General features: G+C 60.7%; 24 protein-coding genes and 1 pseudogene. 14 read left to right on the top strand and 11 right to left on the bottom strand.

Annotation, left to right across the window (positions count from 1 at the left end):
* The first annotated feature begins 96 nt into the window (after positions 1 to 96).
* The 12 genes and pseudogenes from RHE_RS25165 to RHE_RS25110 all read left to right on the top strand — a co-directional run bounded on the left by RHE_RS25165 (position 97) and on the right by RHE_RS25110 (position 9,043).
* On the top strand, positions 97 to 1,596 hold the full coding sequence (locus RHE_RS25165; RefSeq protein WP_011428075.1) for an aminotransferase class V-fold PLP-dependent enzyme: 1,500 nt from the start codon (positions 97 to 99) through the stop codon (positions 1,594 to 1,596).
* Complete coding sequence (locus tag RHE_RS25160) at positions 1,589 to 2,467, top strand: MBL fold metallo-hydrolase (RefSeq protein ID WP_086005045.1); 879 nt, start codon at positions 1,589 to 1,591, stop codon at positions 2,465 to 2,467. Before RHE_RS25165 ends, RHE_RS25160 begins: the two co-directional genes overlap by 8 nt.
* A gap of 64 nt (positions 2,468 to 2,531) precedes the next feature.
* Positions 2,532 to 3,311, top strand: a complete 780-nt coding sequence (locus RHE_RS25155) for a sulfite exporter TauE/SafE family protein (protein ID WP_011428073.1) — start codon at positions 2,532 to 2,534, stop codon at positions 3,309 to 3,311.
* Positions 3,312 to 3,572: 261 nt separating this feature from the next.
* Positions 3,573 to 4,952 carry a cation diffusion facilitator family transporter gene (locus RHE_RS25150; RefSeq protein ID WP_011428072.1) on the top strand — a complete coding sequence of 460 codons (1,380 nt, stop codon included), beginning with the start codon at positions 3,573 to 3,575 and terminating at the stop codon, positions 4,950 to 4,952.
* A 63-nt stretch (positions 4,953 to 5,015) separates the two neighbouring features.
* Positions 5,016 to 5,303, top strand: coding sequence for a metal-sensing transcriptional repressor (locus RHE_RS25145; RefSeq protein WP_011428071.1), 288 nt, complete (start codon positions 5,016 to 5,018; stop codon positions 5,301 to 5,303).
* A 4-nt stretch (positions 5,304 to 5,307) separates the two neighbouring features.
* Positions 5,308 to 5,745, top strand: a complete 438-nt coding sequence (locus tag RHE_RS25140) for a YqaA family protein (RefSeq protein ID WP_042119880.1) — start codon at positions 5,308 to 5,310, stop codon at positions 5,743 to 5,745.
* Positions 5,745 to 6,476, top strand: a complete 732-nt coding sequence (locus RHE_RS25135) for a HoxN/HupN/NixA family nickel/cobalt transporter (protein ID WP_011428069.1) — start codon at positions 5,745 to 5,747, stop codon at positions 6,474 to 6,476. The genes RHE_RS25140 and RHE_RS25135 overlap by 1 nt, the downstream gene beginning before the upstream one ends.
* Positions 6,477 to 6,487: 11 nt before the next feature.
* Complete coding sequence (locus RHE_RS25130) at positions 6,488 to 7,036, top strand: hypothetical protein (protein ID WP_011428068.1); 549 nt, start codon at positions 6,488 to 6,490, stop codon at positions 7,034 to 7,036.
* A gap of 28 nt (positions 7,037 to 7,064) precedes the next feature.
* Positions 7,065 to 7,459: pseudogene (locus RHE_RS25125) on the top strand (PAS domain-containing protein); the annotation flags it as partial.
* A 138-nt stretch (positions 7,460 to 7,597) separates the two neighbouring features.
* Positions 7,598 to 7,912, top strand: a complete 315-nt coding sequence (locus RHE_RS25120) for a hypothetical protein (protein WP_011428066.1) — start codon at positions 7,598 to 7,600, stop codon at positions 7,910 to 7,912.
* 112 nt (positions 7,913 to 8,024) lie between these two features.
* Positions 8,025 to 8,315: a DUF3175 domain-containing protein gene (locus RHE_RS25115; protein ID WP_042119879.1), complete on the top strand. Its 291-nt coding sequence runs from the start codon at positions 8,025 to 8,027 to the stop codon at positions 8,313 to 8,315.
* 2 nt (positions 8,316 to 8,317) lie between these two features.
* On the top strand, positions 8,318 to 9,043 hold the full coding sequence (locus tag RHE_RS25110) for a glutathione S-transferase (RefSeq protein WP_011428064.1): 726 nt from the start codon (positions 8,318 to 8,320) through the stop codon (positions 9,041 to 9,043).
* Here RHE_RS25110 and RHE_RS25105 read toward each other — a convergent pair.
* The 5 genes from RHE_RS25105 to RHE_RS25085 all read right to left on the bottom strand — a co-directional run bounded on the left by RHE_RS25105 (position 9,026) and on the right by RHE_RS25085 (position 15,145).
* A complete protein-coding gene (locus RHE_RS25105; protein ID WP_011428063.1) occupies positions 9,026 to 10,054 on the bottom strand; it encodes a DNA topoisomerase IB in 1,029 nt (342 codons plus the stop codon). The genes RHE_RS25110 and RHE_RS25105 overlap by 18 nt on opposite strands.
* 15 nt (positions 10,055 to 10,069) lie before the next feature.
* Complete coding sequence (gene glgX / locus RHE_RS25100; RefSeq protein WP_011428062.1) at positions 10,070 to 12,226, bottom strand: glycogen debranching protein GlgX; 2,157 nt, start codon at positions 12,224 to 12,226, stop codon at positions 10,070 to 10,072.
* A 98-nt stretch (positions 12,227 to 12,324) separates the two neighbouring features.
* On the bottom strand, positions 12,325 to 13,119 hold the full coding sequence (locus tag RHE_RS25095; protein WP_011428061.1) for an SDR family NAD(P)-dependent oxidoreductase: 795 nt from the start codon (positions 13,117 to 13,119) through the stop codon (positions 12,325 to 12,327).
* A gap of 192 nt (positions 13,120 to 13,311) precedes the next feature.
* Positions 13,312 to 14,526 carry an MFS transporter gene (locus RHE_RS25090; RefSeq protein ID WP_011428060.1) on the bottom strand — a complete coding sequence of 405 codons (1,215 nt, stop codon included), beginning with the start codon at positions 14,524 to 14,526 and terminating at the stop codon, positions 13,312 to 13,314.
* Between the two features lie 136 nt (positions 14,527 to 14,662).
* Positions 14,663 to 15,145 (bottom strand): GNAT family N-acetyltransferase, encoded by a 483-nt coding sequence (locus RHE_RS25085; RefSeq protein ID WP_011428059.1) that lies wholly within the window; start codon positions 15,143 to 15,145, stop codon positions 14,663 to 14,665.
* A 327-nt stretch (positions 15,146 to 15,472) separates the two neighbouring features.
* Between RHE_RS25085 and RHE_RS25080 the strand changes: the two genes are divergently transcribed.
* Positions 15,473 to 16,411 carry a transglutaminase domain-containing protein gene (locus tag RHE_RS25080; protein ID WP_011428058.1) on the top strand — a complete coding sequence of 313 codons (939 nt, stop codon included), beginning with the start codon at positions 15,473 to 15,475 and terminating at the stop codon, positions 16,409 to 16,411.
* A gap of 172 nt (positions 16,412 to 16,583) precedes the next feature.
* On the opposite strand, the gene pcaF is transcribed toward RHE_RS25080, so the two are convergent.
* The 3 genes from pcaF to RHE_RS25065 are packed head-to-tail and all read right to left on the bottom strand — an operon-like array spanning position 16,584 to position 19,193.
* Positions 16,584 to 17,789: a 3-oxoadipyl-CoA thiolase gene (gene pcaF / locus RHE_RS25075; RefSeq protein ID WP_011428057.1), complete on the bottom strand. Its 1,206-nt coding sequence runs from the start codon at positions 17,787 to 17,789 to the stop codon at positions 16,584 to 16,586.
* A 10-nt stretch (positions 17,790 to 17,799) separates the two neighbouring features.
* Complete coding sequence (locus RHE_RS25070) at positions 17,800 to 18,489, bottom strand: CoA transferase subunit B (protein WP_011428056.1); 690 nt, start codon at positions 18,487 to 18,489, stop codon at positions 17,800 to 17,802.
* The gene (locus RHE_RS25065; RefSeq protein ID WP_011428055.1) at positions 18,486 to 19,193 is read right to left on the bottom strand and encodes a 3-oxoacid CoA-transferase subunit A; all 708 of its coding nucleotides are present in this window, start codon (positions 19,191 to 19,193) and stop codon (positions 18,486 to 18,488) included. The genes RHE_RS25070 and RHE_RS25065 overlap by 4 nt, the downstream gene beginning before the upstream one ends.
* A gap of 147 nt (positions 19,194 to 19,340) precedes the next feature.
* Here RHE_RS25065 and RHE_RS25060 point away from each other — a divergent pair, with 147 nt between their 5' ends.
* On the top strand, positions 19,341 to 20,099 hold the full coding sequence (locus tag RHE_RS25060; RefSeq protein WP_011428054.1) for an IclR family transcriptional regulator domain-containing protein: 759 nt from the start codon (positions 19,341 to 19,343) through the stop codon (positions 20,097 to 20,099).
* Between the two features lie 204 nt (positions 20,100 to 20,303).
* Here RHE_RS25060 and RHE_RS25055 read toward each other — a convergent pair whose 3' ends face one another.
* The 3 genes from RHE_RS25055 to RHE_RS25045 form a co-directional block, all read right to left on the bottom strand.
* Complete coding sequence (locus RHE_RS25055; RefSeq protein ID WP_042119876.1) at positions 20,304 to 21,395, bottom strand: acyltransferase family protein; 1,092 nt, start codon at positions 21,393 to 21,395, stop codon at positions 20,304 to 20,306.
* Positions 21,396 to 21,481: 86 nt separating this feature from the next.
* Positions 21,482 to 22,996, bottom strand: a complete 1,515-nt coding sequence (locus tag RHE_RS25050) for a lipopolysaccharide biosynthesis protein (protein WP_011428052.1) — start codon at positions 22,994 to 22,996, stop codon at positions 21,482 to 21,484.
* A 19-nt stretch (positions 22,997 to 23,015) separates the two neighbouring features.
* Positions 23,016 to 24,098 (bottom strand): polysaccharide pyruvyl transferase family protein, encoded by a 1,083-nt coding sequence (locus RHE_RS25045; RefSeq protein ID WP_011428051.1) that lies wholly within the window; start codon positions 24,096 to 24,098, stop codon positions 23,016 to 23,018.
* Positions 24,099 to 24,251: the final 153 nt, after the last annotated feature.

Raw genomic sequence — 24,251 nt, 5'->3', positions numbered from 1 at the left:
ATGACCCAATTCTGCCGTGGTCTTCCAAAAAATCGGTGAAGTTTTCAACGGTGATGCAGATTAGAATCGTTGTCAAATCCTTCGCGGAGAATGACGATGCACGAACTGGCTGCGCGCTATCCATCAAAAGAACTCTCCACTGTTCTCGGCAAGTTCAAGAGTGATCTCAACCGAGATGACCCCATCGGAAGGTTCAGGGCGGGGCTGATAGGCTCAAAGGCGAAGGTCGACGGCCCGTTCGGTCCCAAGGACCTCGTCTATGCCGACTATGTGGCTTCGGGACGCGCCCTCAGACAGATCGAAGAATTCATCCTCGAAGACGTCCTTCCCTACTACGCGAACAGCCATACGGAGGCGTCCTACTGCGGAGGGATGATGACCCGCCTTCGACGGGAAGCCCGCTCAATCATTGGAGAGCTTTGCGGAGCTGATCGACAGCATGCCGTCGTCTTTGCCGGATCCGGCGCGACGGCGGGCCTCAATCGCCTGGTGAACCTGCTGGGCGTCACCGACGCGATCGCGGCCGGCAAAAGCGTACGCGTCGTCCTTGGCCCATATGAACACCACTCCAACATCCTGCCTTGGCGCGAGAGCGGAGCGGAGGTCATCGTAATTGCCGAGGGCAACGACGGTGGTCCCGATCCGGTCATGTTGCAGAAGGCACTTGAGAGCGCGCCCGCAGATCTGACCGTTTGCTCGTTCTCTGCGGCATCGAACGTCACCGGCATCCTGACCGACGTCGGGGCTTTCACAAAGATTGCAAAGGCCGCCGGCGCCAAAGTCGTCTGGGACTATGCGGGGGCCGGACCATACGTGCCGATTGCGATGACGCCCGAGCTTGGCGCCGAAATCGACGCAATCGTCGTGTCTCCTCACAAGTTCCTGGGCGGCCCAGGAGCCTCCGGGATATTGGTCGTGCGGCAGGACGCGGTAGTGACGAGCAAGCCATCCTGGCCCGGGGGCGGCACGGTGAAATTCGTTTCCCCCACGGGGCACGATTACAGCGACAGTCTGGAGTCTCGGGAGGAAGCGGGAACACCCAACGTCATCGGCGACATCCGTGCGGCGCTCGCCTTCCTCGTCAAGGATGCGATCGGACTTGATGCAATCAAGCGGCTGAATGACGAGTATACGCGGCGCGCCTTCACCGCGTGGAAGGAGGTTTCGGAGATCGAACTGCTTGGCTCCACCTCGATCGCACGCTTGCCGATCTTTTCGTTTCGCGTGCGCGATGGCAAGGGTGGCTACATCCACCAGCAATTGGTCACCCGCATGCTCAGCGACCGGTTTGGCATTCAGGCCCGTGGCGGCTGCGCCTGCGCTGGTCCCTACGTGCATCGGCTGCTTTCGATAGACACCCGGACGTCGGAGCGCATGCGGCAGGCGATCTTGGCTGGCAACGAGATCGAGAAACCCGGATTCACGCGGCTCAACTTGAGCGTCCTGGCATCGGACGAAACGGTTGCCTTTATTCTGGGTTCGGTCGCGCAACTCGCGCGGGATGCATCGGCGTATGTCGGGCACTACACCTTCGATCCGGCGCGGGCGATTTTCTCACCGGTGGCGCCCGGTCGACAGGAGGCGGTCTGTGCGTAGACCTGATGTCGCCGCCTTCTTCGACCCGCGTACCTCCTCGATCCAATACGTGGTCAGCGATCCGCAAACCAAGGCCTGTGCAATCATCGATCCGGTTCTCGACTTCGATGAGAAGTCAGGATCGACGACGACCCACAACGCCGAGATGCTGTTGGACCACATCAGGGACCAGGACCTGCGCCTGCACTGGATCCTCGACACGCATCCGCATGCCGATCACCTTTCGGCCGCCGCCTATCTGAAGGAGCTGACCGGCGCGCCGACGGCCATCGGAAGCCGCATCACGGATGTTCAGAAAATCTGGTCGAAGATCTACAACTGGCCAGCATTGCGCGTCGACGGCAGTCAGTGGGATCGGCTCTTCTTCGATGGAGAGACCTTCTCTATTGGGAACATCGAAGTCGGCGTCATGTATTCGCCCGGCCACACCCTTGCCTCGATCACCTACACGGCGGGCGACGCGGTGTTCGTTCACGACACTGTCTTCATGCCGGACAGCGGCACTGCCCGTGCGGACTTTCCAGGCGGTAGCGCCAGGTCTCTCTGGTCGAGTATTCAGAACATCCTGACGTTACCCGGCGATACGCGCGTCTTCGTGGGACACGACTATCAGCCCGGCGGCCGGGCGCCGCTCTGGGAAAGCACAGTGGAACGTCAGAGAGCGGAAAACATCCATGTCGCGCAATGTGCTTGCGCCGACGCGTTCGTCGCCCTTCGAGAGGCACGTGATCGGACGCTGCCAATGCCGAAGCTCATACTTCACGCGCTGCAGGTCAACATCAACGGCGGCCGGCTACCGGAACCCGAAGGGAACGGCCTTCGCTACCTCAAGCTCCCGATAGGTGCCTTTCAAGGTTCCGTCTGGTCCTGAGCAACCCGATTACGGCACCTCGTCCGCTGACTGAACATTCTGTCCTCAAGCAGGATCCTGAAAAATGGCGCTAGATCTTTTTCAATATAGCATGGGGACCCTCAGCGGCGCCTTGGTTGGTTTCACCCTCGCCCTTTTGGGCGGTGGCGGCTCCATCCTTGCAGTCCCGCTTCTTGTTCATGCCGTAGGACTGACCGACGCCCATACCGCCATTGCCACCAGCGCCGTTGCCGTTGCTTCGAATGCGTTGATCAGCCTGGTCATGCACGCGCGCCGAGGAACGGTGATATGGCGGTATGCGGGACTTTACTGCGCGACTGGGATCGTTGGGGCGCTGCTCGGCGCATCGATCGGAAAGATGCTCGATGGGAAGCATCTGCTTTTGTATTTCTCGGGGCTGATGATCGCCATCGCCATCTTGATGCTGCGTCGAATAAGCGCCGGCAGCGAAAATAGCTGCGTCTTCGAACGTCGGAACACCACCAAGGTTCTTGCGATCGGTGGTGGGTGCGGCGTCGTCTCCGGCTTTTTCGGAATAGGCGGTGGCTTCCTGATCGTCCCCGGCCTGGTGTTTTCCACCGGAATGCCGACGATCAATGCGGTGTCGACCTCTTTGGTCGCGATCGTGGCGTTCGGTTCGACGACGGCTGCCACCTATTCCATCTCAGGCCTCGTCGACTGGCCGCTGGCCGCGGTCTTCATCGCGGGAGGCGCGTTCGGCGCCGTCCTTGGCTGCAACCTTGTGCACCACCTTAGGCCCTATCAATCTGCGCTCAACAGTGTTTTTGCAGGCGCCATCCTCACGTTCGGCATCGCCATGGCGTGGAGCACCCTCCTCGGATAGCTTGCCGTTAGCCCGGGTCGATGCTTGTGCTTCCACATCCTCTTCAGATTGCCGAGCAGCGGCTCGAGATGGAGTGACGTCTCGCCGACAAGGAGGAAGGGGTTTTCGAACCAGATGAGAGAAGCCACGATACCATCGCCTGGAAGTACATAAACCGCCGGCACCTGCATGTAACGGATTACGAGTCGGCTGCGGTGTTCGAACTTGATTTATCCCCTCCAGGAGGATAGGATTGGCAAATTTTGAACCTGGAGCAGGCAAATGCTTTCGACTATCAAGGAATTGTTCGACTTCGGCCAGGCGGGCCAGGCGCATTCGCGCGTCCACGGGGCGCATGGGCACTCGCATGGTGAGGGCGGACACGGCCACACGCACGGCGTCGTCGACCCGAGCATCGCCTCGTCGGAGCGCGGCATCTGGGCCATCAAATGGTCATTCGTCATTCTGGCGATCACCGCAGCGCTGCAGTTGGTCGTCGTCTTCTATTCGGGCAGCGTCGCGCTTCTTGCGGACACCATCCACAATGTCGGCGACGCCGCGACGGCCATTCCGCTGTGGATCGCCTTCTCGCTCGTCCGTCGGGCGGCGACGAAGACTTTCAACTATGGCCTCGGCCGCGTCGAGGACTACGCCGGCCTGATTATCGTTCTCATCATCCTCTTTAGCGCGCTCGTCGCCGGCTATGAAGCGATTGACCGTCTGTTGAATCCGCAGCCAATCACCCAACTCGCGGCGGTCGCAATCGCAGGCGTCGTCGGCTTCGTTGGCAATGAGGCAGTTGCGGTGTTCCGCATCAGGGTGGGTCGCGAGATGAGCAGCGCAGCGCTGATTGCCGACGGTTACCATGCCCGCACCGACGGCCTGACGAGCCTAGCGGTCGTGCTCGGCGCGCTTGGCGTCTGGCTGGGCTTCCCGCTTGCCGACCCCATCATCGGTTTGCTGATCACGCTGGCGATCTTCGGGATCGTCTGGCAATCCGGGAGGGCCGTCGTCACCCGCAGCCTCGACGGCGTCGAACCGTGGATCACGGACGAGATCCGTCATGCAGCCGAACACGTCAGGGGTATCGACGAGGTCGTCGACGTAAAGGCCCGCTGGCTTGGCCACAAGCTCTTTACCGACGTGGTCATCGCAGTCGATCGGTCGAAGAACGTTTCGGAGGCGAACGCCATCGCGTCCGCCCTGCGCCGCGAGTTGCAGGGACATCTGCCCTCGCTTGGAAACGCCACCATCCAGTTCGACGACGGCGGCGCGACCCCGGCTGCGTCTTCCGCGGCGCGCGAGCATCATCACCGGCCGACACATGCCGCAGGCGGCCATCATTACGCGCCCGCTCCGTTCACGGTGAGTTCCCGATTGGCGACCGGACTGCTGGAGATGGTCGACACGCCGCACGGCGAGCGTATGCGCCTTTCGATTTCCAAGCACGTCAAGGGACTCGAGGCCGTGGTGGAGATCGCCCGCGACGGCAGCGTCGAACGGCTGCCGCTTCTTCCTTCGCCGACTGATCATCATGCTCTGATGAGCGCCGTCGCCCCGGCCGAACCGCACGAGTTCGACGCAGTGTTGAAGCTGATGGCGGGCGTCGAGATCGACGATCTTCCCTTCCAGATGAAAGAGCCTGAAGGCCCTCATCATTGACTTGTCCCGGGGTGGGTCGTCGGCGTAAGGTCGAGCCGCCTTCCCCTTGGAAGGATCGGGAACATGGACACGATGAGCGAACCGCACACCCACGCCACCCACCCGGAGATCGTCAAGCGCCTGAAGCGGGCCGAAGGCCATCTCCGAAGCGTCATCGCGATGATCGAGGGTGGCAAGCCGTGCCTCGACATCGCGCAGCAACTCTCCGCCGTCGAGAAGGCAATCGTCAACGCCAAGCGCATTCTGATCCAGGACCATCTCGACCATTGCCTCGAAGAGACCGTCGGCGCCCTCCCCCGTGACAAGCGGCAGTCGATCGACGAGTTCAAGACGATCACGAAATATCTTTGACGGCATGGCGGACCTGCTGGCCTATCTGGGATTGTTCGCCACCGCCTTCGGGGCTGCGACGATCATGCCGATGCAGTCGGAAGCCGTTCTGGTCGGCCTCCTCCTGTCCAAGAAGTTCCCTATCTTCTGGCTGCTCGTCGTCGCCAGTCTCGGCAATGTACTCGGTGCGCTGGGGAACTGGCTGCTCGGTTGCGGCATCGAACGCTTTCGGGAGAAAGGGTGGTTTCCAGTCGGACCGACGGCCCTCGACCGGGCGCAGCTATGGTATCGTCGCTTCGGCAAATGGTCGCTGCTCGCAAGCTGGCTGCCAATCGTCGGCGACCCGATTACGGTCGTAGCCGGTCTCTTGCGGGAGCCCCTGCCGACCTTCCTGCTGTTGGTGAGTGTCGCCAAAGTGGGGCGATACCTGGTGCTTGCAGCGGTGACAACGGGGCTGGCCTGATGTTTCAGCAGATCATCGACATCCAGCGGGAAATCTACCTGGGCTTTGCGGTCCATATGAAGGACTTCGCTGCGGGTGGCGGCTGGGCATCGTTTCTGGCATTCCTGCCGATGGGAGTGGTCTTCGGGGCCGTCCATGCGATGACCCCCGGCCACAGCAAATCGGTGCTCGCCACCTATCTGGCGGGCTCGTCCGCAAAAGCGCATCGGGCGCTCCTGGTGTCGCTCGCGCTGTCATTCACCCATGTCACGATGGCCGTGGTGATCGCGCTGCTCGCCCTTCCCTTGGTATCGCGCTCCTTCATCGACGCCGGCTCGTCTCCGGCACTCGAGGCCGTCAGCCGCGGGCTGCTGGGCGTCATCGGTCTCTGGATGGTGCTGACCGCGCTCCTCCGGCATAGCCACTCGCACGCTCAGGGTGAAGGCCTGCTGATGGGATTTGCCGCCGGCCTGGTGCCATGCCCGCTTACCTTGTTCGTGATGACCTTCGCGATGATCCACCAAGTCGTCGTCACCGGCTTGCTGTTCGCCGCCACGATGGTGATGGGCGTCGCCCTGACCTTGTCGGCGGTCGCCCTGCTCGCCATGGTCTTCCGGGACAGCATCTCCTATCTGATGAGAAGGCATCCGCAATTGCTTGCCTCCTTCTCGCGCGCGACGTCCGGTGTGGCTGGCCTCGTGCTCATCGCCGTTGCCGCGGGCGAGATAGCGAACTGGCTGAACGCGCGATGAGGATCAGAGCGATGCGAAGACTTCAGACTATACTCGTCTCGGCGGCGATTGCCTTCGGGCCTCTCACCGAGGGCCTGGCCGACGATGGTCTGTCTTCGTTCGACCGCTTCGCCGACCGCTGCCTGGACCGCGGGCCGCAGTACGATCGCTCGGCCGCTCTCGCGCACCGAAACGAGTGGCCGTCGCTTGCTGCCGACATGGTGTTGAGCATTTTGCCTCTTTCGGAGCCCGTGTCATTCGACGGCTGGATCACCGGGACGGGCAGCGCGGCGCCCTTCGAAGCCCTGGTCGTTGGAAGGGGTATGGTCGGCGAGAAGGCCGTCGAGAGCTGCACGATGGCCTTCGCCGGGATCGACGCCGCGGGCTTTGAGCGCAGTCTGGTTTCGACGAGAGCGGCAAAACCGTCCGGCGAGCAGAACGGTGAAGGGCGTATTCGGAAGTTCTTCACGATCGAGCGCGACGGGTTGAAAGAGGCGGTGACGCTCGATCTTCCCATCTACCCTAACGGCAGCGACGAGGTGCTCGCGAGCGTCGTCGCCGAGCAGCAAACAGAGCACTGAACTTGGCCTGATGACAAAGCACTGAATACCGGGCGGGGAGGTTTGGGCGGATATCTGGGAACAGTTCTCGCCCATCGTCGCCAGCACGCTCAAAGGCAGGCCGCGGCTCTTCAAAGAGCTGCTCATCCCGATGCGCCGGGACGGCCGCACCGAGGATACTTGGTTCACCTTCTCCTATACGCCGCTGCGCGACGATGACGGCGCCATCGCCGGCATCCTCTGCGCGACCCTCGACGTCACCGACCAGGTAGCCGCCAAGCGCGGCGAGAAGCTGGCGCTGGAAGAACTGCGCGCCAAATCGGAGGCGCTTGCAGTGGTCAACCAGGCGGGCGCCGCTATCACCATCGAGCCCGATGTCGAACGTCTCACCCAGATGTCGTCGATGCCGGCGTTACGCTGACGGGCGCCGAATTCGGCGCCTTCGCTCTTTAATCTACGCACCGGACTTACAGGCAATGATCGCGATTGTCGGGCCGATGCTGTAGGGAACTTTTCCTCTCGGCACCGGTTGGATTCTCTTACAAACCGCGTTCGATCGCTTTGCAACGACAGGAGGCGAAGATGCCGCGAGGAGACAAATCCGACTATACCGACAAGCAGAAACGCAAGGCCGAACACATCGAGGAGAGCTACGAGGAGCGTGGCGTCTCCGAAAAGGAAGCCGAACGGCGCGCCTGGGCGACGGTCAACAAGGAAAGCGGGGGCGGCAACAAATCCGGTTCCGGCCGCGGCAACAAGGATACGCATGAATCCTCCAGAAAGGGAGGTCGGGCCGGCGGTGCTGCATCCGCCGCACGCTCGAAGGAGGAACGTTCCGCTTCCGCTAAGAAGGCGGCCGCGACACGCAAACGCAACGAGCACCATAGCCACCACTAAGCATGTGCCGAAGGGTGTAAGCGTCTCGCCCGGCATCATGCTTCAACTCTGGAATCGAGGATCGGCAGGCGTCAGCCTATCGCCAGCCCGTCCGGCAAAAGGAATTTTCGCCATGACCAAATCGAAAAAGAAATGGTCGCAGGACGTAACCGAACACAGCAACGCGATGGATCTCAAGGAAGGCGTGTTCAAATCGGACGATCCGAAGAAAATTGCCCGGTCGATCAAGCACTCCGCCGAGCATAGCGATCGCCGCAGGTCGAGCCCGTTTCGCGCTGCCATGTCGATGCTGACTTTCTACATCAACCGCGCCGGCGAGCAGCTGTCGAAAAAGCGGCGCGGCACCCTTGAAAAGACCAAGGACGAACTGCGAAAAGACTTCGGTCGTCAACCGAGGCATTGAGCATGGCATATGAGCTTTATTATTGGGACGGCATTCAGGGCCGCGGCGAATTCGTGCGCTTGGCGCTGGAGGAAGCCGGCGCCGACTACGTCGACGTCACGCGTCAGCCAGGCCGGGGAACAGGCGCCATGCTCGAGATCATGAAGAGCGAAGGCGAGCCGCACATTCCCTTCGCTCCGCCCTTCCTGAAGGACGGCGACCTCCTCATCCCGCACGTCGCCAACATCCTGTTTTACCTTGGACCGAAGCTCGGCCTTGCGCCGGAGGACGAAAGCCTTCGCTTTGTCGCCAACGGCCTGCAGCTCACCATCACCGATTTCGTCGCCGAAGCGCACGATACGCACCACCCGATCGACCTATCGCTTTATTACGAAGACCAGAAGCAGGAAGCCAAAGCCCGCTCGTCTGCCTTCATCCGGGACCGCATTCCTAAATTCCTGGGTTATTTCGAGCGCGTGCTGACGCGAAATCCGCAAGGCCCCAATCACATGGTGGGCAATGCGCTCACCTATGTCGACCTTTCGCTTTTCCAAATGATCGAGGGCCTCACCTACGCCTTTCCCAAAGCCATGAAGAAGAGCAAGGCCGAATATCCCGCTCTCCTTGCCCTGCATGATGCGGTGGCGAAGCGCCCGAACATCGCCCGTTATCTCGCCTCCCCTCGCCGCCTCGCCTTCAACGAGGAAGGGATTTTCAGACGCTATCCGGAGCTAGACGCCGGGAGCTGAAGAGTTCAGTTCGGTCTCGCGTATGAGGAAATCAAGCAGCCTGTTTTCTTCAGCCCGCAGGCCCCGCAGCGGCTCGCTGCCGCCCTCGATCAAAGGATGATCATTGCCGGCGAGCGCGATGATTGCCGGATGGATATAGCTCGAGCGTGAGATCGCCGGCGTATTGTGCAGCGCCTCGGCCGCAGCCTCCGACATTTCCTTCACCGTCGGCCGGCCGCCGCCGACGATCCTTTCGCGGGCCAGACCGAAGGCCGCCAGCGATCCAGCCCAAGTGCGGAAGGTCTTGGCGGAAATCGGAACCCCCGATATTTCGGCCAGATAGGCATTCAGCCGGCCAGAATCGACCGGTTTCAGCGCGCCGCTGTCATCCTTCCAGACGAAGAGCTGGCGGCCGGGAAGGTCGGAAATTTCTTCCAGGATTTTCTGTAGCCTCGGATGCTTGAGGCTGCGCTGCACGCGCTTGCCGCCCTTGGCCCGGAATTTGAGCTCGATCCGCCCGTCGACGATTTTCAGATGTCGCTTCAGCAGGGTCGTTGCGCCATAGGTGCCGTTCTCCCTAACATAGGCCTGATTGCCGACCCGCAGATGCGCCTCGTCGAGCAGTGTCGTCAGAGCCGCCAGCACGCCGTTGACATCCTCGGCACCGGTGTCGAGATGCCGCAGGACGGTGCGGCGGATCTTGGGCAGTGCCTGACCGAATTCGATAAGCTGGTAGAACTTCCCGGCGCTGCGGAACGATTGCCAGTCCTTGTGATAGCGGTATTGTTTTCGCCCGCGCGCGTCTATGCCGGTCGCCTGCAGATGACCGTTCTCGTAGAGACAGATCCAGACATTCTCGTAGGCTGGCGGAAGTCCGAGCGCGCCGATGCGCGCCCGCTGTGATTCATCGGAAAGCGTTGTACCGTCAGGCATCACATAGCTGAAGCCCTTGCCTTTCCTTCGCCTGCGGATGCCCGGTTCGGTATCGCTGACATAGATCAGGCCAAGTTCGGTAATTGTTTCGGCATTCATGCTGTTGACGACCTGCTATTTGCCCCAGCGGCCGAGCTGAAACCACCGGCGCCGCTGGGCTTTGGTCGCCCCTTCCGGCGGTTGGGTCTGGCCTGTCGGCGCGAAGACGGCCACGCTCTGGGTATAGACCATGACGGGATTGACCTCGTCGTGCACGTCGAAAGCACCGGTCTCAGCCCCGGTGTCGAGAACCCGTGACCACTGTTTCAGTCCGTTCACGATGGGCAGATGAACTTCGCAATCACCGCCGGCGTTGAAGACGAGGAAGAGGTCATCCATCTTCTCCGTATCGAGTGCGTGCACGCTCTTCGAGAAGTACACGCCGAGGACCTGCAATCCATCGTCGTTCCAGGCCGCATCGTCCATGAAATTGCCGTCCGGCTTGTACCAGGCGATCTCGATCCGCCCGTCCTCGCTGGTCTCACCGGTCAGGAACCGCTCCTGGCGCAGGACGGGATGGGCTTTGCGGAAGGCGACCGCCTGCCTGCAGAAATCGAGGAAGGGATCCTCGAGCCCATCCCAACCCGTCCAGCCGGTCTCATTGTCCTGGCAATAGGCGTTGTTGTTGCCGCCCTGGCTGTTGCCAAGCTCGTCGCCGGCCAGGATCATCGGCACACCCTGGGAGAGCATCAGCGTCGCCATCATGTTGCGGCGGCGGCGTGCACGCGCCGCGTTGATGTCAGCATTATCGGTGGCGCCCTCGACGCCCATATTGTCGGAATGATTGTCCGAATGACCGTCCCGATTATCCTCGCCGTTCGCCTCGTTGTGCTTGCCGTCGAAGGAAACCGTATCCATCAGCGTGAAGCCGTCATGGGCCGACAGAAGATTGATCGAGGAGGTCGCGCCCCGATCGGAGTGATTGAATTGCGGCGCCGAGCCGGTGATGCGCGCCGCCAGCTCCGACACCATGCCGCCGTCGCCCTTCCAGAAACGGCGCACGTCGTCGCGGAACTTGTCGTTCCACTCGCGGAAGGGATGGGGGAAACCGCCGACCTGATACCCGCCCGCGCCGATATCCCAGGGCTCGGCGATCAGCTTGACGCCGGCAAGGATCGGATCCTGGCGAATGGCGCCAAAGAACAGCCCCTGGCGGTCGAATTCCAGATCCTGTCGCCCGAGTGTGCTGGCAAGATCGAAACGGAAACCGTCGATATGCATGACGCCGACCCAATAGCGCAGGCTGTCGAGCACCATGCGCATCACCATGGGATTGGCGACATTCAGCGTGTTGCCGGTTCCCGTCGTATCGAAGGTATGGCGGGGATCATCGGGAGAGAGGATGTAATAACTCGCATTGTCGAGCCCGCGGAAGGAGAGCGTCGGCCCTTTCTCGCTGCCTTCGGCCGTATGGTTGTAGACCACGTCCATGATGACCTCAATGCCGGCCGCATGGAACCTCTTTACCATGGTCTTGATTTCGGTGATCTTGTCACTCGAGAGATAGCGCGATTGCGGCGCGAAGAAGCCGAGCGTCTGATAGCCCCAATAGTTCCTTAGCCTTTTTTCCAGGAGATAGCGGTCGTCGACGAAATACTGGATCGGCAGCAGCTCGATCGCCGAGACACCGAGCTTGATGAGGTGGTCGATGATCGGATCGCTGCACATGCCGAGAAAGGTGCCGCGCAGCCGGTCGGGCACTTTCGGATGCGTCATCGTCAGGCCGCGCACATGCGCCTCGTAGATAATGGTATCCGGCCAGGGCCGCCGGATCGCCTCTTCACCCGCCCAGTCGAAATCCGGATCCTGCACGACGCCCTTGACCATGAAGGGCGCGCTGTCACGGTCGTCGAAGGAAAGATCGTCCTCGCCGATCCGATAGCCGAACAGCGCATCATGCCATTGCAGCTCGCCCGTCACCTGCTTGGCATAGGGGTCGAGCAGCAGCTTGTTCGGGTTGAAGCGATGGCCGGCACTGGGATCATAGGGGCCATGGGCGCGATAGCCGTATACGGTGCCCGGTCCGATACCGGCTATATAGCCCGACCAGATGTCGCCCTCGCGTTTGGGCAAGGGCAGCCGGGCGATCTCATCCTTTCCGTCAGGGGAAAACAGGCAGAGCTCGATCTGTTCGGCATGCGCAGAGAAGACGGCAAAATGAGTACCGGAACCCGTATACTCCGCCCCCAGCTCCGGCTTGAGGAAGTCGAGTTCCGAAAATGAAAAGCTCATGGCGCCCCGCTTGATGAAAAGACCAAGCGGGAAACGTGAAGGTGGTTCGAAAGTTCCGTAGGGGAAAAGCGAACGCCGTCGTTTGCCGATCGAAGCGTTTACGGCATCAGCTGGCCGCCGTTGACCTCGATGACCTGGCCGGTGATGTAGCCCGAGAGCGTCGGCGAAGCGAGGAAGAGATAGGCCCCAACGCAATCCTCCGATGTGCCGACGAAGCCCATCGGGATCGACCTGCGTTGCAGCTCCATCTGCTCGTCATTGGTATAACGCTCGTGGAAGGGCGTGGCGATCACACCCGGAGCCACGGCGTTGACGCGGATCCTGTCGGCGATGAACTCCTTGGCATGGCCGCGCGTGATCGTCGAGACGAAGCCCTTGGAGGCGGCGTAGAGGACCGCGCCATTGCCGCCGCCGTTGCGTGCGGCGATCGAGGTGGTGTTGATGATGAAGCCGCCCTGCTTCTTCAACCAGGGATGGGCGGCACGCGTCGCCGCCAGCACCGAGCGGGCATTGAGGTCCATGACGGCGGCATAATGGGCGTCGGTATATTCCGAGGTCGGCTTGCGCCCCAGCATGCCGCCGGCATTGTTGATCAGCCCGTCGAGATGGCCGAAGGTCTTGGCCGTCTCCTCGACGACACGCTCGGTCTCCCCTTCCCGCGACACGTCGCCCTGGATCAGATGCACCGTGCCGCCAGCAGCCCGGATCTCTTCGCCGAGCTTCTCCGCCGGCTCGCGGCTGGCGTTGTAATGCACGCCCACCTTGGCGCCTTGCGCCGCAAAGGCGCGGGCAACCGCCGCCCCAATCCCAGTCGAGGCGCCCGTGATCAGCACCGCCTTGCCTGATAGATCCGGCAATTTGATGGATGAGAGCATTTGAGCAAGTTCTGTCATGGCTATGACGCCTCCCGGAAAAACAGAGACATAGGTGATGAAACAGGCAGGGGAAGTCTACCAGCCGAAATCTAAGAAGGGCAATGCACGAAATGGCGAGAGCCGAGGTCCTTGCGACACCTCGAATTTCTCTCAGCGGGCATCATCGCCGATGCCCGCCGGAGGACGTTCACTGGACCTTGGAAGAAATTGTTAGGAAGACACACCGAAAGCCGGCTGCGGCTCCCGCCTGGCAAGAGGCGGAAAAGCAAGCGCGATCGCCGCCGCGCCGAGTCCGACCATGGCCGAGCCGATGAACAGCCAGGAATAATTGGCGAAAGTATCGAATATCCAGCCGCCGATGAGAGGGCCGAAGGCCATGCCGAGGCTGGAGAGCATAGTCGCCGCGCCAAGGACAGTGCCGATGATGCGCTGGCCGAAATATTCCCGCGCCAGCACCGCATAGAGCGGCATCACGCCGCCATAGGCACTCCCGAAGACGACGGCGAGCGCATAGAACTCCGTCAATTCGCTGACCAGGAGATAGGTCGCGAGCGCCGCCGCCTGCACCAGCAGGCCGGCAACGAGCACCGGCTTCACGCCGATCCGGTCGGCGAGGCTGCCATAGAGCAGCCGACCGCCAAGGCCCGCCAGGCCTTCGACACTGTAGATGCTGACGGCCGCCATCGGTGCGACGCCGCAGATCGTCGCATAATTTACCATGTGGAAGATCGGGCCGGAATGCGCCGCACAGCAGGCAAAGAAGGTGAGGCCGAGCACGATGAATTGCGGCGAGCGGAAGACTTTCGACAGCTGCGGCCGGGCGCCCTCCGCGGCAAACTCGGTGCCGGCATCGACGCTCTCGGCAGGCGGGCGCCGGACCAGCAGGGCGGCAGGCACCAGCAGCACCCAGGTGGCAATGCCGATGATCAGCATGGCGGGGCGCCATTCATAGGCCGAGATCAGCCAGCGGGCGAAAGGCGAAATCGTCATCGGCGCCACCCCCATGCCGGCGGAGACGAGCGACACGGCAAGCCCGCGGTTCACATCGAACCAGGCAGTCGTCGCCGCGATCATCGGCGCGAAGAAAGCGCTGGCGGCCAGTCCGACGAGGAGGCCGTAGGTCAGCTGGAATTCTATCAGCGTCCCGGCCCGGCTCGCCAGAACCAGCGCCAAGCCAAGCAGTGCGGAGCCGATCAGCACGACGATGCGGGGGCCGAAGCGGTCGCTGGCCGCCCCCCAGAGAAAGCCGCCGAAGCCCATGACGATGAAATTCAGCGTCATCGCGCTGGCAATGCCGACATGCGACCAGCCGGTCGCAGTCGCGATCGGTTCCTGGAAAATCGCCAGCGAGAACATCGCGCCGATGGCAACACACGACATCAAAGCGCCGACGGCGACGATGACCCAACGATAGGAAACACTCATGGCTTTATAACCTCCCGCGCCGAAAAAGTGATCGGGCACATGCGGCCGGCCTGCCGCGCTCTGCGCCTCGCGATCTAAAGACGTTCGAACCGCTGAGATTTCGACAGCCCCTCCTATCTTTTTTCCGTTGCGCTGTTCAGAGATTGCGGAACATCACCAAGGCGTCGACGTAACCCTGCGTGGGATGAAGGAAAACGCCAGGCAGCCGGCCGACGATGTCGAAGCCGAGGGATTGCCACAGCTCGACGGCGCGGCGATTGCTGCTGACTACGAAGTTGAACTGCATGGCGCGAAAGCCCCGCGCGCGGGCGTGCGCCAGCGAATGCTCATGCATTCGGCGGGCGACGCCGCGGCTAGCCGCGGCGGCATCGGTCATGTAGCCGCAATTGCAGACATGGCGCCCGCCGCCGGCCTGATTGGCCTTGATATAATAGGTGCCGAGGATGACGCCGCCCTCTTCGGCGACGAAGGTCTCGCGGTCCGGCCCCATCCAGTAGGCGAGCGCATCGGCTTCCGAGAGATCGCGGTCGAGCGCATAGGTCTCGCCGGCACGGATCGTCGGGCCGATGATCCGCCAGATGGCACTTCGGTCCTCGTTGTTTGCAGGTCGGATCAGCATGCCCGATTTCTACAGAAGCCTGATCTGGCGCGCAACCGACCCGGATCTGCCGGCACGTGCCGGAACCCCACGCGTAACCAGCCTCAGACCTTTTTCGAATACGCGAGTGCAACTGCTATCGCCTTGCCTGGCACAGATCCACAACGCCACCCGTGACTTTCGCGCGGGCTCCCGAAAGCTCCGGTGCCGTGATGCCGCGATGCTCGCCTGAGAATGCACCGCCGGCGGACGAACCAGCGCTCAAATCTCCGCAACGCGGATCAAACACCCGATTGAACACTGTGGCAGGACAAGTGAACCGGCATCTGGCCCCGAGGAGATTGTAATATGAACGTCGAAATCCTTTCCAACCATCGCGAGCACAACGACCGCGCTCAACATCGCGATCTTCGACATTATGCGAAGCATTCACTCTTCAGCGCGCCCGGGCGCCATTCCGCACTCCTCGATATGCTGCCGTCCGATCCATCGGGGGTCGCCCGCACGGTGCAGGCTCTGCTGATCTACGAACACGCCGCAGACCCACTCTATGGTTACAAGGTTCCCGAAGAGCGCCGCGCCGAAAGCCATATCCGTCCTATCGAGAAGATGGTTGATGCATTGCTGGCGCTTGACGATCGTCCGCTCTCCTGTGCCCGGGCGCCCGGGAAGCGCCTGGTCGGCATTTGCCGCCACTACATGTTGCTGTCCATCGCAATCCTTCGCCACCACGGCGTTCCCGCTCGAGGCCGGGGAGGGTTCGGCGCCTACTTTAATCCCGGCAAATTCGAAGATCACTGGGTTTGTGAATACTGGAGCGCGAGTGATGGACGCTGGGCGCTGCTGGACAGCCAGCTCGACGAGGTTTTCATCCGCAAGCTCGGAATTGGCTTCGACATCCATGACGTTCCACGCGACCAATTCTTGACCGCGTCCGACGCCTGGCGCAGATGCCGCACCGGAGAACTCGATCCGAACTTGTTCGGCATCGAGTTCGCGCAGCTTCGTGGTCTGTGGTTCATCGCCGGAAACCTGATCCGCGACCTCGCCACCCTCAACGGTCGCGAAGTCCTGCCCTGGGACGTTTGGGGTTCACAACCCGCACCCAATTCAACGCTTTCGGACTCCGAACTGGATTTCTTTGACGAGATCGCCTTGCTTACGGCCGATCCGGATGCAGACTTCGACGGGTTGAACCGGCGTTTTTTCGAAGATACGAGATTAAGGCTGCCCGGAAGCGTCTTCAACTCATTGCGCGAGCGTCATGAAAGAGTGTTAGAGGGCTGAGACGCCACGCTGCCCCGGCGAGTACCCTGGCTCTCCTGCGACCACTCTGCCCTGGTGCATCGGCCAAATGAGACATCCGGTCCCAGCATCTGTGCCTGTGATTGGTGGGTATGGCGCTGGAGCGCCGGGAGTTGGGGATGTGGCGGTCTCTCAGGATCTGACGTGCGCGCCCTCAAACCCTTTCCAGTGCGATTGCGATCCCCTGCCCGACGCCAATGCACATCGTCGACAGCGAGTATTTTCCGCGGGCTTCGGCAAGCTCCAGCGCTGCCGTGCCGGTAATGCGGGCGCCCGACATGCCCAAGGGATGGCCGAGGGCAATGGCGCCGCCATTGCGGTTGACCCGCTGATCGTCATCGGCAATGCCGAGCGCGCGCAGCACCGCCAGGCCCTGGCTGGCAAACGCCTCGTTGAGTTCGATGACGTCGAATTGTTCCTGGTTCATGCCGAGCCGGGCCATCAGCTTGCGCGAGGCGGGAATCGGGCCGACGCCCATGACGCGAGGCGGAACGGCGGCGGAGGCGCCGCCGAGGATACGGGCGATCGGCGTCAGGCCGTATTTCCGCGCCGCCGCTTCCGAAGCGACGATCAGCGCGGCCGCGCCGTCATTGACGCCGGAGGCATTGCCTGCGGTGACCGTGCCGCCTTCCTTTTTGAAGGGGGTCGCGAGTTTCGCCAGCGCCTCCATCGTCGTCGCACGCGGATGTTCGTCCCTGTCGACGACGACGGGATCGCCCTTGCGCTGCGGAATGGTGACCGGGGTGATTTCCTTCGCCAATCGTCCGCTCGCCTGGGCGGCGGCGGCCTTGGCCTGGCTGCGCACCGCGAAGGCATCCTGATCCTCGCGGCTGACATGATAATCCTCGGCGACGTTTTCGCCGGTCTCCGGCATGGAATCGACGCCATATTGCTTCTTCATCACAGGGTTGATGAAGCGCCAGCCGATCGTCGTGTCGTGGATTTCGGCCGTCCGCGAAAAGGCGGTCTCGGCCTTCGGCATGACGAAGGGCGCGCGCGACATGCTTTCGACGCCGCCGGCGATCATCAGTTCGGCCTCGCCGGCGCGGATGGCGCGTGCCGCCGTGATCACCGCATCCATCCCGGAACCGCAGAGCCGGTTGATCGTCGTGCCGGGGACGGCGACCGGCAGGCCGGCCAAGAGCACCGACATGCGCGCGACGTTGCGATTGTCCTCGCCCGCCTGGTTGGCGCAGCCGAAGATAACGTCGTCGACGGCGTCCCAGTCGACGGCGCCGTTGCGCTCCATCAGCGCCTTCAGCGGGATGGCGCCGAGATCGTCGGCGCGCACCCCTGAGAGCGAGCCGGCGAAGCGGCCGATCGGCGTCCTGATATAGTCGCAGATAAAGGCTTCGGTCATGGCTTGTCCTTCAGATTTTCGGCACGACGAGGTCGCCGATCGGCTCCTCGACATGCAACCGCGCACCGGTCATTGCCTGCAGCTCCTCCTGCGACATGGCGGCAAGCTTCTCGCGCAGGACGAAGCGCCCGTCGACGATGTCGATGACTGCATGGCTCGTATAGACGCGGGTGATGCAGGCGACACCGGTCAGCGGAAAGGTGCATTTTTCCACGAGCTTCGGCTCGCCCGTCTTGGTGACGTGCTCGGTGATGACGCAGACCTGCTTTGCGCCGTGCACGAGATCCATGGCGCCGCCGACGGCCGGCACGCCCTTGCTGCCCACCCGCCAGTTGGCGAGGTCGCCATTCTCTGCGACCTGATAGGCGCCGAGGATGGCGACATCGAGATGGCCGCCGCGCACCATGGCGAAACTGTCGGCGTGATGGAAGAAGGCGGCACCCGGTTTCAGCGTCACCGCCTTCTTGCCGGCATTGATGAGATCCCAATCCTCCTCGCCTTCGGCCGGCGGCTCGCCGAAATTCAATATGCCGTTTTCGGTGTGGAAGATCGCTTCGCGGCCGGGCGGCTGATAACGGGCGACCATTTCGGGAAAGCCGATGCCGAGGTTCACGTAGGCGCCGTCGGCAATGTCCTGCGCAGCGCGCCAGGCGATCTGCGCATTCGACAGTTTGATGTCTTCGCGAGTGTTGACCGTCATGCGTAAGCCACTCCGGCTCGAATGAGCTCTTCTTCTTGCTGGGGATCGGCAACGGCGACGACACGGTCGACGAAGATGCCGGGTGTCACCACATGCTCGGGATCGATGCCGCCGGCCGGCACGATCGACGAGACCTGGGCGATCGTCTTCGCTGCCGCCATGCACATCAGCGGATTGAAGTTGCGGCCGGCCTTGTTGTAGGTGAGGTTGCCGTGGATATCCCCCACCGCAGCCTTGACGATTGCGAAGTCGGCTTTCAGCCAGCGCTCCTGCACATAATGGCGGCCGTCGAATTCGGCGACGACCTTGCCTTCGGCAAGTTCCGTTCCATAGCCGGTCGGCGTGTAGAAGGCCGGAATGCCGGCGCCGCCGGCGCGGATGCGCTCGGCAAGCGTCCCCTGCGGCACGAGCTCAAGCTCGATTGCCCCGGCGAGATACTTTTCGGTGAAGGCGCGCGGATCGGACGAGCGCGGAAACGAGCAGATCATCTTCCTGACCATTCCGGCATCGATCATCGCAGCAATCCCGATGCGGCCGTTGCCTGCATTGTTGTTGATCACGGTGAGATTTCTAGGGCCTTTGTCGATCAGCGCGTGGATCAATTCGATCGGCGCGCCAGAACCGCCGAAACCACCGATCATGACGATCGCGCCGTCACCGATCTCGGAGACGGCCTCCGCCGTGCTCCCGATTGTCTTGTCCATGCGCGATCTCCCAGTTCTCCATCAGGCAGATAGTCGTGCCGCCCTCCTCCTCAGAGATAAGGCGCAACAGGAGGCCGCCGCAAGCAAATTTGTGCGTTATTTGACATTTGTTCGTATATCGCACATAGCATTACGAGGGAGATCGACATGCGTGAAACTGATTTTGTCAGCGGCTTTGCCCGCGGCCTGAAGGTCATCGAAGCCTTCGGCGAAACGCGCCAGCGGCTTTCGATCGCCGAGGCTTCGAAGCTGACGGCGCTTGATCGCGCCACGGTGCGCCGCTCGCTATTGACGCTCGCCGAGCTCGGCTATGCCGATTATGACGGCAAGTTCTTCACGCTGACGCCGAAGATCCTCAGGCTTGGCCATGCCTATCTCGCAGCGACGCCGCTTCCGGCGCTGTTGCAGCCGCATCTCGATCATCTCTCGGAAAAGGCCGGCCAGAGCGCCTCAGCCTCGGTGCTGGACGGCACCGAAATCGTCTATATCGCCCGCGCCTCGCAACGCCGGGTCATGTCGATCAATCTCACCCCCGGCAGCCGCCTGCCCGCTTATTGCGCCTCGATGGGCCGGGTGCTGCTTGCGGCGCTTCCCGAGAGCGAGGCGCGCGCCGTCCTTGCCCGCAGCGAGCTGAAGCAAAACACCGCGAATACCAAGACCGATCCAGAGGAACTCATCGCCGAATTCCGCCGCGTGCGCGCTGAGGGTTACGCCCTCATCGATCAGGAGCTGGAAATCGGTCTCTGCTCCATTGCCGTGCCTGTTGAAAACGATCGCGGCGAAACGGTCGCGGCAATCAATATCGGCGCGCCGGCCGCCCTCGTCCCGGCATCCGAGATGAAGGAGCGCTATCTCAAGCTGCTAACGGAAACGCAGGCGGCCTTGCGGCCGCTGCTGCGCCGCTGACGGTAGCAGTCGCTGTAGAAATGCGCACCGGCTTTGCCTTGGAATGCGTGCAGAAGGTCGATCTCGATTCGGTCGCCGATGAGGGTTGCGTGAGGATTGCCGCCACCGAAGCGCTCGCGACCTCCGAAGAGAGCAGCTAGCTTTCGCATCGGGCTGCTGCCCTTAGCACGCGATAATCGTAGCGCTCACGGCTGAATGTCATCGCTATACGGCGCGGCGCGCTTGTATAGCCGTTGCTCTGTCTACGAGACGTGCGGTCACATAAGCGAAACACGTGACCGCGCCGAGAAGTACCAGGAATGCGAAAGCGCCATTCAAACCGATCGAACCCGCGAACGGCTTGAAAACACCAATCACACCTCGATGCAAGATGTAGACGGGATAGGAGATATATCCGATCCACGTCGCTAGCCTTTCTGCTTTTGCAGGCATCTCCAGAAAGAGACCGAGCGTTACGATGAGCGGCGCCAAGGCAATCGCGAAGATCAGATCGTAGTATGGCCGCAACGCGACCGGAACCGGGGCTGCGATGCAGATCAGCAAAAGGAGGCATGGCGCCATCGCCGCCCAGCCTCTCCTCCATGCAGATGCGCCGTTGAATAGACGGCAGATGACAACACCTGCGGTAAATGAAAACATCACCCTCGGCAGTCCACCTACTGCTGATGGCCACTCCCAGCCAATATTCAACATACCGTAGTTCGCACCGACCAAAACCAAGAATGCAGCTGAGACGACGGCAACTCCGCAGAGGGCACGGACAGGGAGCCGGAAAAGCCACAGTGCGAAGACTATGTTGACCAGCAATTCCCAAAACATCGACCATGCCGGGCCGTTGATCGGAAACATCCCTTGCATTGGATGCGCTTGCAGGAAATACATCGGACTAGGTAGAAAGAACGTGTTCGTCGCCGTCGACACCAGAAGATCAATGTCGCTCTGAACCCGCAGTCCCCAACTCGTCAGCAAAATGATCTGTGTGAGACCGACGAGGACGCCGATCAAATAGAGCGGATAAAGGCGTTTGATGCGGGCTTTCATGAATGACTGGAATGGCAGACCGTGCGAAAGCCGTCTCCCGTAAATGTCGGCAATGATGAACCCGCTGAGAACGAAGAAAAAGTCGACCGCCAGATAAGCTGATGGTGCGTGTCTCTCCTGGAAGTGTGTGGCAACAACACATATAGCGGCAAACCCGCGCATCGCATCGAGAGTATAGTAGCGGCTGCGGCCAATGATCGAAGTGTCTGCACTGTGGATCGCCGGTGACGAGTAGCCGCGCTCAAGATCAGTCATCTTGTCGATTATCCTACGCTTGCGGCTGAAGGCCGTTTGAGAATGAAATTCGAGCCGCGAACAATTCGCCGCGGTGGACCAGGAAATCACACAGGGGTCGCCACTGCGCCTCTATCGGCCTTGCGTTGCCGAGCTTGCTTGATGCTGCCGATCAAGACATCCAAACGAGCTCTGCACAGAACGAATATCAAGCTGCAGTAAGCGATGCCACCTCCCAGGACTTCTATGGCCAGACGTGGGTACGGCGACCAATGACGCAGCAGTTCGTGGAGGAGCAAAACGACAGCCACCATCGCTGCACTAGCCACGGTAGGCCGCAGGAACTGCGCCAAATATGCCGGGATGCTCAGCTCTATATGTTGCGACACCTTCCAGCTCGTGATCGGCCAAAACAACAAAACTTCCACCATGATGGCAAAGACGATCGTCGTCACGCCATAAGGATAAAGAACTGCGATGGTCACGAGCGTGAGGAGATTGCGTGCCAGCTGGTAGTAAAACCACCAATCCATCTCTCCCTGGCTCTTTATCAAGGATGCCTGTACGTAGCCGATCCCCGCCATCAACCCGATAACGCAGTAGAATCGCACCGGCCAAACGGCCTCGATCCAGTGCGCACCGAAAATGGTCGTGATCGCATCATCCGCAACCGACGCGAGGCCGATGAATACGGGGTACGAAACCAGAGCACAACCAAACGTCGCCATCAGGAATGCTTCCCGGACCTTCTTCGGATCGGACCGCAATGAAGAAAGCAGCACATGCGTCACCGACGTCAGGCCGCCGGCGATGACGTTGTTGATCATGTCAAACAGACGTTTTGAAAAGTTATAGATCCCGAGCGCAGATGGGCTCAAGAGCACGCCGATGAGCAAGTTGTCCAAGCTCATCGTCTGTAAGAAGCGGGTGCCGGATGCAAAGAAACCATAGTGAAGCAGATCGTCGAGGCTTGCTCTCTTGATGTTCAATCCCGGAAACCAACCCGCACCCCAGAATGCGGCGCCACACGATGCTGCCGTGGCGGCGATCTGTGCAATCGCAAGCCCCCACAAGCCGAAACCTGCGAGAACCAGAACAAGGCAGATGCAAGCGGACGTAATGGTCGCGATAACTGTGCGGACGGCAACCAAATGGAACGACATCTTCCTGTTCACAATCGCGTTCGGAACGACGGCCGTGAAATCGAAGAATACCTTCAATCCCATGATGTAGATGAGATAGGTGACTTCCTGATGCCCGACGTAGGCCGCGATCGACGAAGCGGCTAGACATAAAGCGCCGTAAACCAAAAACGAAAAAACCAGCGAAAGCAGGAATATCGTGTCGAGATGGCTCCGCCTTATCTCGGCTCTCTGGATGATCGCCTCGCCAAATGCAGTCGGTCCAAAACTGGCTGCAAACGAGACGATGCTGAATGCCAGCGCGACAAGACCGAAGTCCCGAGGCTGGAGAACGCGAGAAGTGACCACAAAAACAGCGAAGGTGAGGACCGTCGGAATAAGGGTACTTACTGCCGACCAGAAGGCACCCTTCACGGCTGCGGCGGACCGGTTCTCACTGACATGGCTGAAGAGAATATCGTCGTCTTGCAAAACCGACAAACTGAACTCCTACCAATAATCAGACTGTGGAAGGTTGAGGGACTAGATCGGGGGTGGGAATGCTGGGACTCAGGTTCATGGGTCGGCTCGACTTGTACCAGGTTCCGCCGATCTCATAGGGCAGGCGAGACATTGCTGCGAAAATCTCGCTCGCATTCGTCGCTTTCTCGACCAGGGGGGTGTCGCCGGTCTGGCTACTGATGAAAGCGTGCAGACGGCTTCCGTCTCTCGCGACCGCGATATGCGGCTTATTGAGCAAGAGACAGAGAATATGACCGTGTAATTGGTTGGTAATTATCCGTTGCGCGCCGGACAGAATCCTCACGCCATAAGCTACATAACGGGCAGCGACCTCCTCGCGATGCTGGACCATCATCGCTGAGCGGCTGAAGCCATATCGCAGTGCTGCGCTGACCACACTCGACATGCGCATGCGCGACAAACGACCTGAACCGTTAATCCAGTTGGTCAGGGGGCCGTCAACAATCGCTCGCGCCTTGGCGATATCGACATCGTCCTCAAGAGGCTGCATCACATACAACACTCTAAGGGGATCAGCTTCGAAGGGTTTGAGCGTCTCGATACCGAATGCCGTGTCCGGGCCAGACTCGACGTCACAATCAAAGTTTGCTCTTGCCAGCTCAAAGCTCTGGTCATCGCGCGTTATGCAAAAAAAGTTGCGATGTCTTCCAATGCTGCGTTTGGCGTACTCCTTGAGCGCCTCGTTTGCGAAGTGAATCGATTGCGGCATCTGGATGATTGTCCGATCCGGATATTTCCACATCAAACGGCACCGAATATCATCCCTGCCCGCCCGCAAATCTCCAAAATGGCTCCAGCCGCAAATGAATATGGGAGCGTCGCCCGGCGTTGCTTTTATCTCGTCTATATTCTGAGATGCGCTGCACGTAAGGACAGGAATTCGGCCCGTTACTTTTTTCAATACTTCCAGAAGACCGAGCCAACTTGCATGGCGTCCCGGATCTGTTGTTGATGGAAAGTCCATTATTATGTATGGCTGTCCAGGTTTTACAAATTTCCTTACTATCTCAAATAATTTTTGTCTTTGTCTTTGCAGAACGACTTCACCAAGATGATTCATATATTCAGCTTTATCGTGATTCTATCTCGTGACACTTACACACCTCTGATTTGGAGTCAATTCGACTTCAGCGCGACATAGAAGCGCACCAAATTTACATTACATTTTGGTAAGGTTAACTCGGCACGCTCTGGTTTCGGGAGGCGGCGCCTC

Source organism: Rhizobium etli CFN 42 (genome assembly GCF_000092045.1).
In the GTDB taxonomy this organism is placed as follows: Bacteria; Pseudomonadota; Alphaproteobacteria; order Rhizobiales; family Rhizobiaceae; genus Rhizobium; species Rhizobium etli.
The sequence above is the reverse complement of the archived record's forward strand: the minus strand, read 5'-3'. Positions and strand labels throughout refer to the sequence as shown.